The organism is Pelovirga terrestris (genome assembly GCF_014773365.1).
In the GTDB taxonomy this organism is placed as follows: Bacteria; Desulfobacterota; Desulfuromonadia; order Desulfuromonadales; family Geopsychrobacteraceae; genus Pelovirga; species Pelovirga terrestris.
In genome coordinates, this window is record NZ_JACWUN010000012.1 from 62,149 (window position 1) to 75,588 (window position 13,440).

The 13,440-nt window shown below is 54.5% G+C and carries 13 protein-coding genes; 3 read left to right on the top strand and 10 right to left on the bottom strand.

The genetic code is table 11. From position 1 onward, the window contains the following. Positions 1–46 precede the first annotated feature (46 nt). Positions 47–1,054 carry a CDF family Co(II)/Ni(II) efflux transporter DmeF gene (gene dmeF / locus ICT70_RS11005; protein WP_191156553.1) on the bottom strand — a complete coding sequence of 336 codons (1,008 nt, stop codon included), beginning with the start codon at positions 1,052–1,054 and terminating at the stop codon, positions 47–49. Positions 1,055–1,097: 43 nt separating this feature from the next. Here dmeF and ICT70_RS15190 point away from each other — a divergent pair, with 43 nt between their 5' ends. The 3 genes from ICT70_RS15190 to ICT70_RS11020 all read left to right on the top strand — a co-directional run bounded on the left by ICT70_RS15190 (position 1,098) and on the right by ICT70_RS11020 (position 2,249). Beyond that, positions 1,098–1,238, top strand: coding sequence for a FeoB small GTPase domain-containing protein (locus tag ICT70_RS15190; protein WP_191156555.1), 141 nt, complete (start codon positions 1,098–1,100; stop codon positions 1,236–1,238). Between the two features lie 287 nt (positions 1,239–1,525). Further along, positions 1,526–1,768, top strand: a complete 243-nt coding sequence (locus tag ICT70_RS11015) for a cyclic nucleotide-binding domain-containing protein (protein ID WP_191156557.1) — start codon at positions 1,526–1,528, stop codon at positions 1,766–1,768. After that, a complete protein-coding gene (locus ICT70_RS11020; RefSeq protein WP_191156558.1) occupies positions 1,743–2,249 on the top strand; it encodes a flavodoxin in 507 nt (168 codons plus the stop codon). Before ICT70_RS11015 ends, ICT70_RS11020 begins: the two co-directional genes overlap by 26 nt. A 175-nt stretch (positions 2,250–2,424) precedes the next feature. On the opposite strand, the gene ICT70_RS11025 is transcribed toward ICT70_RS11020, so the two are convergent. The 9 genes from ICT70_RS11025 to ICT70_RS11065 all read right to left on the bottom strand — a co-directional run bounded on the left by ICT70_RS11025 (position 2,425) and on the right by ICT70_RS11065 (position 13,337). Further along, on the bottom strand, positions 2,425–2,793 hold the full coding sequence (locus tag ICT70_RS11025) for a PilZ domain-containing protein (protein ID WP_191156560.1): 369 nt from the start codon (positions 2,791–2,793) through the stop codon (positions 2,425–2,427). Next, entirely contained in the window at positions 2,790–4,502 is a 1,713-nt protein-coding gene (locus ICT70_RS11030) for a diguanylate cyclase domain-containing protein (RefSeq protein WP_191156568.1), read from the bottom strand. Before ICT70_RS11030 ends, ICT70_RS11025 begins: the two co-directional genes overlap by 4 nt. 32 nt (positions 4,503–4,534) lie before the next feature. After that, positions 4,535–4,975, bottom strand: a complete 441-nt coding sequence (locus ICT70_RS11035; RefSeq protein WP_191156570.1) for a response regulator — start codon at positions 4,973–4,975, stop codon at positions 4,535–4,537. Next, positions 4,972–7,002, bottom strand: coding sequence for a PAS domain-containing sensor histidine kinase (locus ICT70_RS11040; protein WP_191156572.1), 2,031 nt, complete (start codon positions 7,000–7,002; stop codon positions 4,972–4,974). The genes ICT70_RS11035 and ICT70_RS11040 overlap by 4 nt, the downstream gene beginning before the upstream one ends. Next, positions 6,999–9,287 (bottom strand): PAS domain S-box protein, encoded by a 2,289-nt coding sequence (locus ICT70_RS11045; protein ID WP_191156573.1) that lies wholly within the window; start codon positions 9,285–9,287, stop codon positions 6,999–7,001. The genes ICT70_RS11040 and ICT70_RS11045 overlap by 4 nt, the downstream gene beginning before the upstream one ends. 145 nt (positions 9,288–9,432) lie before the next feature. Further along, positions 9,433–10,539, bottom strand: coding sequence for an aldo/keto reductase (locus ICT70_RS11050; protein ID WP_191156575.1), 1,107 nt, complete (start codon positions 10,537–10,539; stop codon positions 9,433–9,435). 9 nt (positions 10,540–10,548) lie between these two features. Then, on the bottom strand, positions 10,549–11,613 hold the full coding sequence (locus ICT70_RS11055; RefSeq protein WP_191156577.1) for an AI-2E family transporter: 1,065 nt from the start codon (positions 11,611–11,613) through the stop codon (positions 10,549–10,551). A 2-nt stretch (positions 11,614–11,615) separates the two neighbouring features. Beyond that, complete coding sequence (locus ICT70_RS11060; protein WP_191156579.1) at positions 11,616–12,038, bottom strand: hypothetical protein; 423 nt, start codon at positions 12,036–12,038, stop codon at positions 11,616–11,618. An 87-nt stretch (positions 12,039–12,125) separates the two neighbouring features. Beyond that, entirely contained in the window at positions 12,126–13,337 is a 1,212-nt protein-coding gene (locus ICT70_RS11065) for an EAL and HDOD domain-containing protein (protein ID WP_191156581.1), read from the bottom strand. Positions 13,338–13,440 lie beyond the last annotated feature (103 nt).

Here is a 13,440-nt window from a genome sequence, read left to right on the forward strand (position 1 = left end):
AAACTCTACACATTTTTGTCAGCATAGCGCCAATAACAACTTCACACTATAGCGCATTCCCGGGTTGATGTGTGTGCATTTGTGCAGGATCACATTCGCGGCAGAGCAGCACTTCGATGACCGGATGGTGGATCTGGGGCATATCGTCGAGATTGTTCTTATAGTCTTCCGGTGTCGCATCGCCGTGGCAAACCACACCTGCCACCAGAATCCAGCTGTTTTGCCCGACCGACCAGAGATGCAGATCCACGACCCGGCTTGCGGGTACTGATTCCAGCCGCTTACGCACCTGATCGCGCATGGCTTCGGGAGCCTCCGCATCGAGCAGGATCGCTCCGGTCTGGCGCAGCAGTTCAAGCGCCCAGCGTAGAATCACCACCGAGGCAACCAGGGCGATGACCGGATCCAGCCAGTTCCAGCCCCAGGCCCAGGCGGCAATCAGGCCAAGGATGGCAGCGACCGAGGTGACCGCATCGGCAATCACGTGGACCAGTGCGGCGCGCAGATTGTGATCCTGATGGGCGTGGCTGTGACTATCGGCATGATCGTGGTCATGATGATGGTCATGATGATGGTCGCCGCTTCCCGCCAGCAGCCAGGCACAGAGCAGGTTGATGATCAGACCGATGACCGCTACCAACAAGGCTTCGCGGGCATGGAGAACGGTGGGGTTGAGCAGGCGCTGGATCGACTCATACACCAGCCAGATGACCGACAGTCCCAACAGCAGCGCGCTGGTATAGGCTGCCAGGTCGCCGATCTTGCCGCTGCCAAGGCTTAAGCGACGGTTGGTAGCGTGATGACGGGTCAGATAGTACGCTCCTGCCGCCAATCCCAGGGCAACGGTGTGGCCGCCCATGTGCACCCCGTCAGCCAGTAAAGCCATAGAACCTGTCAGCCAGCCGCCGATGATTTCAGCGATCATGGTCGCCAGGGTCAGCACCGTGGCGATCAAGGTGCGGCTCTCCGCTTTACTCTTTTTACCGTGACCAAAATCATGGTGATAGCAGAGTTGCCCGACAATGCAGTTGTTGTTGGTAGGTGGTGCCGTCATGGTCAAGATCTCGCGGGTTAAATGCTGAAATGAGAATCTCAGCGTGGCACATGGGTTTGCTTCTGGTCAACCAGAAAGCCCGTATCACCGCAATTACGCTGCAACTTGCCTGGAACGGCACATCTACCTGGCGGTGCAGTTTCTTGAGATCGGTAAGCCGGTTGTGCTGGCGCTCAATGGTTAAGGAGGTTGTAACATGATAAATGTTGATGCTCTGGTGGTGCTGGGTAGCGTGGCGGGGCTTCCGGCACCGTTTGTAGCAAAGCGATGGACGTTGATTGTCTACCGAAAATCTTTGCAATAATCATCCCTTTGCGGTACTTTTGAAAGTGAAAATCAAAAGTTAATATTGTTGACCGGTTCAAAGGTCAGGCTGGTCCAGTGGGTGGCAAGGGATGAAAACAGGGGTTTCTGTATGGATCCATTGAAAATGAACATCAAAAGCGTTCAAGGGGGTGTTGCCGGTTCTATGTGCCCAGTGTCGGTTTGCAGCACGCAGGCAAGATCGTGCTGCGCCCCATCGGCCTGACCGCCCAGGCGCTGGGGATGGCGCGTGAAACCCTGTCGCGTAGCCTGCAGCGTCTGGTGTGGATGGATGGAATCAGTTACCAGCGTGGTCAGGTGCATATAACCGACCCTGGTTGGTTGGAACAGCTAAAGCAAGACCCTGAAAAAAAGGAGTATAACAATGAAAATAGGCATTTTTTATGGTAGTACCACCGGCAAAACGGCAGCCGTGGCCCGGCAGCTGGGGCAATTGATCAGCACGGCAAAACTGTATCCGGTGGCCGAGGCCACCCGGGCCGACTTTGAAGCTTGTGATCTGTTGATTCTGGGCTCGTCAAGCTGGTGTGATGAGCAGGATCGCCTGCAGGATGACTGGAATGATGCCTTTGAGTGTCTGCGTGAAGCCAATCTTGGCGGCAAAAAGGTGGCCTTGTTCGGTATCGGTGATCAGGTCGGTTATCCTGATGCCTTTGTCGATGCGATCAGGGTCCTGCATGATGCGGCACAAGCTGCCGGGGCCGAGATGATCGGCAAATGGCCCGACGAGGGTTATAACTATCATCAATCAGCAGCTAGCGAAGGGGATTTCTTTCTTGGCTTGCCCCTTGATGTCACCAACCAGCCGAACCTGACGGACTCACGACTGGCAAGCTGGGTAGCGCAATTAGTGCGTGAAACGAACGAATAGGACTATTTTAGGTAACTATTCAGCTCTATCCCGGCGCCGGGTCTTTGGATCCTGTGGCAAGGCTTTTTGTCGCCATGGACGGCGACAAAAAGCGGTCATGGATGACGAAAAGCGTCCCTTGACATAGGATTCAAAGGCCCGGTGCTGAACAGCTACTATTTTAGAAGGTTGCCTGCTAGTGATCGGGGTGTTGGAGCCAATGGACAAACTCACGATCAACCTGCTCGCCATCGCCGAGGTTCAGCTCCAACAGGCGGCGCAGGTGGGCTAATGACTCGTCGTCGGCGTCGATAAAAAGGAAACCGTACTGATTCTGTTCACGGTGAATCAGCTCGACCCCAAAGGTCAGTTTCACTTCCGAGTTGGCTAGATCAATGTCCACCCGGGCGCGGGCGCCAATCTCTATCGGCACCTCATGATGGGTCTGCAGCAGGGCGCCGCGCAGGGCGAGATCAATCAGCTCGCAGGGGACTTGTTCCTGGGCCCAAACGATCGTTGCAGTGGTATGGAACGGAATACGCCGGTAATTGCGTAATTCGGTCATGGGTCCGACTCCTTTACCGGGGGCTGAAGGGGAAGATTCCTGGCGGACGAGTAAAAAGAAAAACAACCTTTTTTCTTTTTGGCCTGATACATGGCGATATCAGCGAAGCGGATGAGGTTGTCGCTGTCGCCGGCGTCCTGTGGACAGAGGCTGATGCCGATACTGGCCGACAGAGAAAGGTCCAGCCCGGCAAGATGGAAGGGGTTGTTCAGACAGGTGAGAATTTTCTCGGCGATCACTGCAACCCATTCAAGGTTGGTAAATTCAGTCAACAGCACAACGAATTCATCTCCACCCAGGCGCGCGACCGTATCTGTTTCGCGCACAGCTTTCGTCAGTCGCGCTGCCGCTTCACAGAGGAGTTCGTCACCGACGCCGTGGCCAAGGGTGTCGTTGATGGCCTTGAATCCATCCAGATCAAGCAGCAGTACTGCCGCCGCTTTGTTGTTGCGCTGCGCCTGATGGGCCGCCTGGGTGATGCGATCCTTAAGCAATGAACGGTTAACCAGGCCGGTCAGGGCATCGTGGGTGGCTTGATGTTGCAGTTGCTGTTCGTACTCCTTGTGCGCGCTGATGTCTTCTCGGATACTGATATAGTTGCAGATGTCTCCCTGTCTGTCGCGCAGGGGGGAGATCAGAACGCGTTCCCAATAGTTGCTGCCATTTTTGCGTTGATTGTGTACTTCTCCGTGCCAGTCTTCTCCCGCTTCAAGCTGTCGCCAGAGTTTTTGGTACTCTTCAGCCGTCATCCCATTAAGCTGAAAGGTTTGAAAAGCGGTGCCGATGACGTCGGCGGCGGCGTAACCGGTTACCTTTGAAAAAAACGGGTTAACATACTCGATCACCCCGTTCAGGTCGGTAATGATGACCATGGTGGGGCTCTGTTCAACCACCTGGCTGAGCTTATTGAGTTGGACCTCGCTTTTTTTACGCTCGGTGATGTCGATGTCGATGCAGTAAAATTCCGCTGCGCGACCCGGTTCAGCAAGAACCGCATGGCTGGTATAAACCATCACCTCAGAGCCGTCCTTGCGTTTGAGTCGGTATTCCTGCGATGGCGCAGGTTCACCGCTTTGACTCATTTCATCAATGTTGCGGAGCACTTCAGTGGTCATTTCGGCGGGAATGATCAGCTCACACAGCTTCCGGCCCAAAGCTTCAGCTGCCGAGTAGCCGTAAAGATCCTCGGAGGCACGATTCCAGTAGTTTACCGTGCCATCGACACTGTAACCCTGAACCGCTACCGAACGAATGTCCTGCAGTAAGGTGCGAAAACGTCGCTCGCTTTCCCGCAGGGCATGAATGGCGTGCTGATGTTCCTGCTGCAGGCGCCACTCGCGCAGGCAGCGTTCGATGGTCCGGGGCATGTCTGCAAAGGCTTGCGAACTTTTTACCAGATAGTCGATGGCACCGGTTTTGAGGGCTTCAACCGCGAGGGTCTCGCTACCGGAGGACGTCATCATTAACACCGGGAAGGTGTTTGTGGTGGCGATCTGTTCAAGAAAGGCCAGCGAGGAGCCATCCGGCAGGTTCAGGTCAAGGAGCACGATATCAGGACGGCGGCGGGCAATTTCTTCACGGCAGGCCTGCAGATTGGTCGCAATCGCTACGCTTACCGCAGCGCAGGTGCCGAGCAGGGATCGTTGGATCAATGCGACATGGGACGGTTCATCATCAACAATCAGGATGTGGGTGGTGTGGTTTACCATAAGCCCCGGAACTTGATGCGATCAGTGCGCTTTTAAGGATTACGGTTCCATATCAGCCAGTAATAGCCGATAGTTTCCATCATGCTGGTGAATTTGTCAAAATCAACCGGCTTGACCAGATAGCTGTTGGCATGGGCATCGTAGGCCTTGGCCATGTCGGTTTCGGCGGCGGAAGTTGTCAGAATGACCGTCGGGATCCGCGCCAGGTCGGGATCGCCTTTGATCCGGCGCAGCACATCAAGGCCATCAATGCGGGGCATGCGCAGATCAAGCAGGATCAATCCCGGCCGTGGGGCAATATCAGGGTCGGTGAAAGGCTCACGGCGGTAGAGATAATCCAGCGCCTGCTGGCCATCAACAACATGCTCCATGCGATTGGCAATGCGCGAGGACTTGAGGGTGCGGCGGATGATCTCGGCGTGGGCCGGATCGTCCTCGGCCAGCAGAATAACGATCGGTTCACCTTTATTCATGGTTTTTCCTCGTGGGGTTTGAGGGCCTTCGGGAGGGTGAAATAAAAGCAACTGCCTTGATCTTTTCCCTCTGACTCAAACCATACCCTACCCTGATAGAGTTCAACAATCTTTTTTACCATCGGCAGTCCAATGCCAGAGCCTGGACTTTGGGGATCGAGTTGGGCAAACAAGGCAAAGATCCGCTGTGCATGCTGTTGATCAATGCCGATTCCGTTGTCACGGATAAAAAAGGTGGTCACCCCGTTCTTTTCTTCCACCCCGATGTCGATCTGCGGTTGCGGCTGATCCCCGACATATTTGCCGGCATTCTCGATCAGGTTCTGCCAGATCTGTCCGAGCCGCATCGGGTCACCATAGAGCTGGTGAGGGATGTCATCGACCCGCACCTTGATCTCTTTTTCCTGCAGTAGACCGGACAGGGAAACCAGTGTCTCTGCGACCAGCCTGGCCACATCGACAGCGTGCGGCTGCCCCTCGAGCCGGCCGATACGGGACAGTTGGAGCAACCCGGCCAGGAGATTATCCATCCGCTCGGCGGCCCCGTTGATATAGCGCAGATCCTCATCAATCTGCTCCTGATTCTGCTCCTGAAGGTCCTGCTGCAGCATTCTCAGAAACGACTTGATGGTCACCAGCGGGCTTTTCAGATCATGGGAAACACTGTAGACAAAATTCTCCATCTCCTGATTTTTGCTCTGTAGCGCTGCTTGTTGGGCTTTGCGCTCACTGATATCCAGAAAGGTGACAACCGCGCCGATCGTATCACCGTTGCGGCGCATCGGATATGACCAGAATTCCGTTGGGATGATGCTGCCATCGGCACACCAGAGCAGTTCTTCCTCCCGATGAAGCTGTTCATCGATACGTACCAACAGGGTGCATTCCTCTGCTGGGAACCGGGTGCCATCGGCATGGCTGTGGTGGATCCTGTCATGGATATTATGACCGACCAGCTCCTCCCGGTGCCGATAGCCCAGCAGTTTCAATGCGGCGCTGTTGCAGAAGGTGCAGATCCCGCGGCGGTCGATCCCGTAAATCCCCTCCGCGGTGGAATCAAGGAGGAGCTCGGTCATTTCAAAGTTTTCCTGCAGCTTGGCCTTGCTCGTTTTCAGGGCGGCTTCGGCATCTTTACTGCGCCGTACAGCATAATAAAGCAGGGCAACAATACCGAGCAGAACAATAACGATGGCGACCGCAAGGCGATTGAAAAAGGCTGTACGGGAGGATAGCCTGCGCATGGCTTCCTGGGTATCGGTGATGTCATGAAGAATCCCGAAAACCTGATTTTCCCGGGCATTGTAAACCCCCTGGGAGTTCAGATCGATGATCAGGCCATCGGGGCGCTCAAAACGGAAGTGAACATTATAGGGGATGCCTTGCCGTACCAGACGCTCGTGGGCGGCGATCATATGGGCCCGTTGATCCGGTAGAATCATCTGCCGCAGGGATGGCACCGGTTGAACCGGATGATCAAGCCCCAGCAATTCCATCGCCCCTTCGGAGAACCGGTAGCTGTTGTGCTCCAGATCAAGGGTCCAGTGTCCCAGTCCGGCGACCTGTTCGGCATAACGCAAACGGGATTCGCTTTGAACGATGTTTTCTTGAAGGTTTTCCCGATCCGAAGCATCATGAATGATGGATGCCAGCAGCCTGTGCCCATCGATATCCAGAGGAGAAGAATAGACTTCAACCGGCCGGATATCGCCATTGGCGAGGCGGTGGTGAAACGCAAAATAAGCGCGCTGTTCCCGGTCGGCCCGGCGAATTTCCTGCTCTGTTGCCACCGGTCCCAAGCTGTTGATCTGCTGGATATTCAGCTCCAGCAACTGCTCATAAGGATAGCCGTAATAGGCGACAGCCGCCTCGTTGGCATCAATAATCTGTCCTGAGCCGGGGTCAATCAGCAGAATCATGGCACGGTGTTGGCGGAATAGCTCAAGCGCGCTGAGCGGTTCAGTATGGCCCGGCAACGGGAGAATAAACAGGCTGACTGTCAGGAGCCCTGCGATGGTGGTGAGCCTCATGGTTTGTTACCTCCGACCGGGGCTGCGGTCGGCAAGGTGAAGTAGAAACAGCAGCCGGTGCCGGCACCTGCCGATTCGAGCCAGATCCGCCCACGATGTTGTTCGACAATATGTTTGACCAGGGTCAGACCAAGGCCATTGCCGGGGGCATTTTTGTTCAGTTGATTAAAGAGCCCGAAGATGGTGTCGGCGTATTCCGGAGGAATACCGATACCATTATCACGCACGTAGAAAATGGTCTCCGGGTCGGTAGCGGTAAAGCCCAGTTCAATAGATGGCTGATCTTGCTCCCCCATGTACTTGACCGCATTGTCAATCAGGTTCTGCCAGAGCTCGATCGCGCGGGGGGGATCAACATAGACAACAGTGTCGCCAGGGGCGACCTTGATGCTGATAGCGCGTTGATCGATGGCCGGGGCGGTCAGGATCAGGGCTTTTTTGATAAGTTTGGTAAAACTGCATGGTTTTACCACCGGGGCGTGATGGCTGATGTGGGACAGGCGCAGCAGACTGTCGAGGAGTTGTCCCATCTGTTTAGTCGCAGTGCGAATGTGGTGGACATCATTGTCAATGGCAGGCTGGTCGCGTTTGTCCAGATCTTCCTTGAGAAAGCCGAGGAAGGTTTCAATGGTGACCAAAGGTGTTTTTAGATCATGGGAGACGGTGTAGTTAAAGCGCTCAAGTTCAGTATTGCGTTTTTGTAGTTCCTGTTGTTGGTTCTCCAATAATTCTTCCGCTGCTTTGCGGGCACTGATATCCTGGGCATAGCCATGCCAAAGGGTGCTGCCATCAACCAGCCGTTCCGGTGTTGCAATTGCTTCTGCCCATAAATATCCAGCGGAGGGCCGTTGGATCCGGAATTGATGATGCCAGACTGCTAACTCCTGGGCGGACTGGCGGATGGAACTTGCAAAGGTGTCGAGGTCTTCTGGATGGATCCTGGCGAAAATCGCCGAAGTATCAGCTGTTACTATTTCCGGTTCAATATGGAAAAGGGACCTGATCCCATTGCTTGAATAGGGCAGGCAGCTGCTGCCATCCGGGTTGAGGCGGTATTGGTAAATCATGCCGGGGATCTGGGCCGCCAACTTGGACAGGCGTTGCATATAATTGTGGGCCTGTTGTTCCGCAACCTTTCGTTCGTCGATGTTGCGCACGGTTGTCAGCAGAACCTGATGCTCAGGGAGATCAGCCTTGCGCATGTTGACTTCGACCCAGAACAGATGTCCGTCCTGGTGGCGAGCCCGCCATTCGAAGGTCGGGCTTTCGCCCCGGCAGGCTTTTGCCCTCCACTCAGCTGCCGCCCGGGCGGTAAAGGGCTCTTCATCGGCACTGATGTCCGTAACGGACAATTGTTTCATTTCCTCCTTGCTATAGCCGTATTCCCGTTCCGCGCCGGCGTTGGCATCAAGGATTGCACCGCTATCGAGGTCGTGCAGCAAGATTGCATCGTTAACGCCATCGAAAATTTCCTGAAAATGGCGCAGGCTTTCTTTCTGCTGTTCTTCGAGTTGCAAGCGCAAGAGGAGAAAATCGTTAAATTTACGCCGATGGAGGCCAATGAACATCAAACCGGCTAGCCAGATCCCACTGTAGCCGAGGGCAAATTTTGAAAAGGCTGATACCAGGGCTTGCTGGTAGGGAGCCCAGGGGATGGAAACACTGATGCCGCCGCGGACATCACCGACCTTGTAGCCCTGATGGGCGTGGCATTTAAGACACCCCTCTTCGGTGATAAAGGGTTGCATCAGGCGCAGATAGCGATCGTTGCCTGCCTGGCTAAAAGAAGATCGCTCTGCTGTGCCTTGGGCAAAGGCCTCCAGCGTTTCCCGTTCCCAGGGATCGGGGGAGTTGTCAGGACGCAACGGATCAAGGCTGGTCAGCTTTCCTTTGCTGCCAAAGGTTAGATCAGCAATTTCATGGACCTGACGGGTCATGTAGGCTGGATTGAGCAAGGTCAATTGACGTCCTGACGGGGTCACCAGGTCACGTTCCGGCAGGTGTGCCAGATAGGGACTCGCCGGTGTCTGTTCCGTCATCGGCACATAGACTCCACCGTGCCTGGTTGCCCACTGGCGGTAGGTGATGTCCTTGTGAATGCTGTAGCGAGCTGCGGTGCGGGCGTTTTCGGTAATGGCAGTACGGGTCGAATGATAGTGCCAGAACGCCATGCCGACAATGGCAAGGGTCCAGATCAGGGCACTGAAAAGAAACAGAAAGCGCGGAGGTGAATACCGATTCAGGTTGGGATGTGTTGAATTGCTTTTGTCGCCAAACCCGGTCATCTGCACATACCCGTCAACCTCGCTTCATATCAAATGCGCAAGGGAGTCAAATGTGAACAATATTTGTAATAATTAATGCACGGTTACTCATTGTTTCCCGTTGGATCTTGTCTTGTCAATCAAAGAATAACCAGAGCGTGTGTTTTTATTTGTTCTGATCCGTCGCTTGGGTCGAATCACCGGCCAGTTCAGTTAACCGCTGGATGACCGGCAGATGCTGGGTGCAGCGCTCTTCACAGGCACCACAGCGGATACACTCGGCAGCCAGCCGGCGGTCGATGTTCCAGTGGAGGCGAAAACGATCACTGACTGTTTTGCTGTCGCCCTCACTGAGGATCAGTTGGTTGTAGGCGTCAAGAAACTTGGGGATGGGAATGTTGACCGGGCAGGGCAGGCAGTAGCCGCAACCGGTACAGAGATCATTAAAGGTTTCATTAAGGTGTTTTTCGATACCTGAACGCTCCGCCGCTGAATAGGGAGCAAAGTTGTCAACCGCCGCTACGGCTTCATCAATTTCCCCGGCCGAGGTAAAGCCGACCAGGGCTGAGGTGATGCTCGGATGGGAAAGATTAAAACGCAAGGCCGCACTGACCACGCTTTGATCCTGATGACCTTGGAGAAAAGAAAAACGCTGCGGATTGCGTGGAATCAACCCACCCCCCAGAGGGTTCATGGTGATGACTCCCAGGCCCTGCTTGCCGGCATGTTCTACCGCCGCCTGACGATAGGGGAAATTGATGGCATTGTAGCCTAACAGCACCCCGGAAAAATAACCGCCGGCCAGAACCTCGGCCAGGTCGTCACCGTTCATGTGTGATGAACAAACGAGATTTTTGATCAGACCTTCCTCTTTCGCTTGGAGTGCCGCTGCTACCGCTCCCTGATCAAGGCGTCGGTGCCAGTCATCGCGATCGAGCAGATACCAGATGTAGAAGAAGTCGATCGTGTCCAGTTGCAGTAATTCAAGGCTCTGCTCGAGGCTGCGACGTAGCTCACTGCCGGAAGCGTGGAAACATTTGGTGCCGACATGAAAGTCGGCGCGCGGAAGACCTTTTAGGGCATGGCCAAGAATTGTTTCACTGCGCTGGTCACAGTAGAGCGGGGCGGTATCAAAATAGTTGATGCCACGATCCCAGGCGTAGCGTACCAGCTCGGCACTTGCTTCCAGCTTGTCCGGCTCGGGGAAGCGCATGCCTCCGAAGCTGACAATGGAGAGTTCTGTGCCGGTCCGGCCAAAGGGGCGATAAATCATAGCGAAAGGTCAAGCCGGATCGGCTTCGGAAGTGTTTGCCGCGGCCGCGGCCGAGACATCGGAACCGAGCATGATGGCCAGCCAGCGGGTCGACGGGTTGACCTCCAGCGCAATCTTCATAATCATCGTCAGCGGTACCGACAGCAGCATCCCGACCGGGCCTAATACCCATCCCCATAAGACCAATGACAGAAACACCACCAGGGTTGATAAACCCAGGCTCTTACCCATCAGGCGCGGTTCGACGGCATTGCCCATGACCACATTAATGAGCAGATAGAGCCCGGCGACCATAACCGCATGGATCGGGCCGAGCTGAACCAGCGCCAGCAGTACGGCCGGAATGGCAGCGATAATAGAGCCGATATTGGGAACATAATTAAGCAGAAAAGCAATCAATCCCCAGAGCAGGGCATAATCGACTCCTATGAGCATCAGTCCGCCGGTCACCACCAGTCCGGTCACCAGACTGATCAGGGTTTTGATGACCAGATAGGTGCGAACGCCGGTAACAAAGCGCTCATAAGAGGCCAGGGAGGTGTCGGCATCAGGCAGGGCCGCGCGCAACTTATTCGGCATCCCCGCGGCTTCGAACAGGATAAAAATAACCGTCAGCAGAATCAGGAAGGAGTTGGTCAGGACTCCCCCGGCGGCGGATATCATGCGTCCGGCGTATTGCATAATGGAGCCGGGATCGAAATGGTCGAACAGCAGCTGGCGCGATATTGTGATACCGAAACGGTCAAACCAGTCGATCAGGGTCAGGGTCTGGGAACGCAATTTCTGTTCGTAGAGCGGCAGCTGGCTGGTAAAATCATTGACTGATGTGCCAATGATGGTTAATACCGCCAGACCGCCCAACATGACCACAGCAATAACGACCAGCAACGCCAGTGATGCCGGAACCCGATGGTGACGCAGCCAGTAAAAGGGGCCGGCACAGATAATCGAGATGAAAAAAGCCAGCAGAAAAGGCACCAGGATGGCCTGGGCAGTTTTCAGCCCGGCGATAATCACCACCAGAGCGGCCAGAGATACAAGAATGCCGGTGACTTTATGCGGTGAGCTGGTCATGATCAGTCAGCAACGTTACAGAGCAGCAGCTTGACCCCCTGCTCAAAAATGATTTCCATTTTGTTGGGGCGGGTGGTGGAGAGGATCTGCCCCATGCCGAAACTGGGGTGATTGATTAAGTCTCCCGTTCTAACCCGGGTTTTGATGTTGTAGGGGATGGCTTTGGTTTGGTCAGCTGCAGCTATCATGTCCGCCCATTGGGCCTGAGCACGGGTTTTGCGCGGCTGAGCCGAAGTGCGTGGGGATGCGCTGCGGGGTTTTGGGGCCGCTGTGCCGCGGTGGTTATGGACACTGCCGCAGACGTTGCACTCAACCCGGGCGACGCGGTCGCCGACCATGGCAACAATGGTATGGTTGGAGGTTTCTTTGCATTTGCTGCAGCGAGAAAGGGTATGGTCACCAGCGGTTGGTACCTTCTTGATCATGTGTACTCCCTGAAAAACTTTCCTTTTACCGCGTCCGCTTCAATCTGTCAATCAGAGTTGTGCAAACCCTTGCAATCTAACCGAAAGTTAGAGGCTGTAAATATCCTGTGCCCAGCTAACCGCCTCCAGGTAGGCCTTCGGCAGTACTTTTTCATCAATCTGGGTTTTTTTTGTCATTTGTGAGACCGTTTCCCAGTCCCCTTGTTCCATCGCGATGACCAGCAGGAGGATCGATCTTAGTGGGTTGTCGGTACCGGTCAGCGCAGCAAAAACATCATCCTCTACGGTGATTTCGTGGAGAATTTCATCAAGGGGGCGCGACATAATGACGTCGAGCAGAGAGAACAGACCGGTCAAAAACAGGTCCGACTTGCGATCCCCCATGCGACTGGGTAGCGCCAATTGTTCACACAGACGGGCCCGGATCAATGAACTGACGACCAGTTCCGCTGGTTTATCGTTCGCCATCGAGGAAATGGACAATAGCGAGACCCACGAGCGGATTTCCCGCAGACCCAGCAGGGACAGGGCTTGCAGCACCGAGGTAACACGGTTGCGCAGGGCAAAGGCGGCTGAGTTGATCAGTTTGAGCAGCTTGTAGGTCAGGGAGACTTCACTCTGAATGGTGGTCGCAAGCTTTTTGAAATCAACATTTTCAGCGTGAACGTCTTTCAGAATGCGCAGGAACTGAATTTTGTTGGTCGGAATATCCTTGCGCGAAATAATCACCGGCTTGGCAAAAAAGTAGCCCTGGAAAAGTTGATACCCCATGGTTTTGGCATGCTCAAACACCTCGTGGGTTTCCACCTTCTCAGCGAGCATCTTGATGCCGCGGGGGATCAGTTGCCGGGCGAGTTCTTGCTGTTGCTGAACATCACTTAAGAGGAAGTCGACCTTGACAATATCCGCTAGATCGAGCAGCGGCTCAAAGTTACGATGATAGACAAAATCATCGAGGGCAAGGGTATACCCGAGTTCTTTCAGGCGCTTGCAGGCGTCAATAATCTCGGGGGTGGGCTCGACATTTTCAAGGATTTCAACCACCGCCTGCTGGCGCGGCAGGGTCGTTATCAGGTCCTGAAGGAGGACATTTTCCGTGCAGTTGAGAAAAGCCCTGGTATTGCCGGTCATCTCCCCCAGGCTGAACAGCAGGTTGCTGTTGGCAATCACACTGGCTGAAGCCTGATCAACGTTGTCGCTGTCAAAGTAGTTGTGCATGCCGGAGCGGAACAGCAATTCGTAAGCGAAGACCTGCCCACGGGTATCAAAAATTGGTTGTCTTGCAATGAAATGTTCCAATGTGTACCTCCCCCTCGGGCAGACCTGGTTGCCATCATGAGACAGATAGAACAGTGTATCTGCTTTTCCCCTGAAAATAAAATGACAAATGCTGTTTACGACA

Coding starts and splice junctions, on each gene's coding strand:
- dmeF (WP_191156553.1), bottom strand. CDS start 1,054: ATGACGGCACCACCTACCAACAACAACTGCATTGTCGGGCAACTCTGC.
- ICT70_RS11020 (WP_191156558.1), top strand. CDS start 1,743: ATGAAAATAGGCATTTTTTATGGTAGTACCACCGGCAAAACGGCAGCC.
- ICT70_RS11025 (WP_191156560.1), bottom strand. CDS start 2,793: ATGACCGAATTACGCAATTACCGGCGTATTCCGTTCCATACCACTGCA.
- ICT70_RS11030 (WP_191156568.1), bottom strand. CDS start 4,502: ATGGTAAACCACACCACCCACATCCTGATTGTTGATGATGAACCGTCC.
- ICT70_RS11035 (WP_191156570.1), bottom strand. CDS start 4,975: ATGAATAAAGGTGAACCGATCGTTATTCTGCTGGCCGAGGACGATCCG.
- ICT70_RS11040 (WP_191156572.1), bottom strand. CDS start 7,002: ATGAGGCTCACCACCATCGCAGGGCTCCTGACAGTCAGCCTGTTTATT.
- ICT70_RS11045 (WP_191156573.1), bottom strand. CDS start 9,287: ATGACCGGGTTTGGCGACAAAAGCAATTCAACACATCCCAACCTGAAT.
- ICT70_RS11050 (WP_191156575.1), bottom strand. CDS start 10,539: ATGATTTATCGCCCCTTTGGCCGGACCGGCACAGAACTCTCCATTGTC.
- ICT70_RS11055 (WP_191156577.1), bottom strand. CDS start 11,613: ATGACCAGCTCACCGCATAAAGTCACCGGCATTCTTGTATCTCTGGCC.
- ICT70_RS11060 (WP_191156579.1), bottom strand. CDS start 12,038: ATGATCAAGAAGGTACCAACCGCTGGTGACCATACCCTTTCTCGCTGC.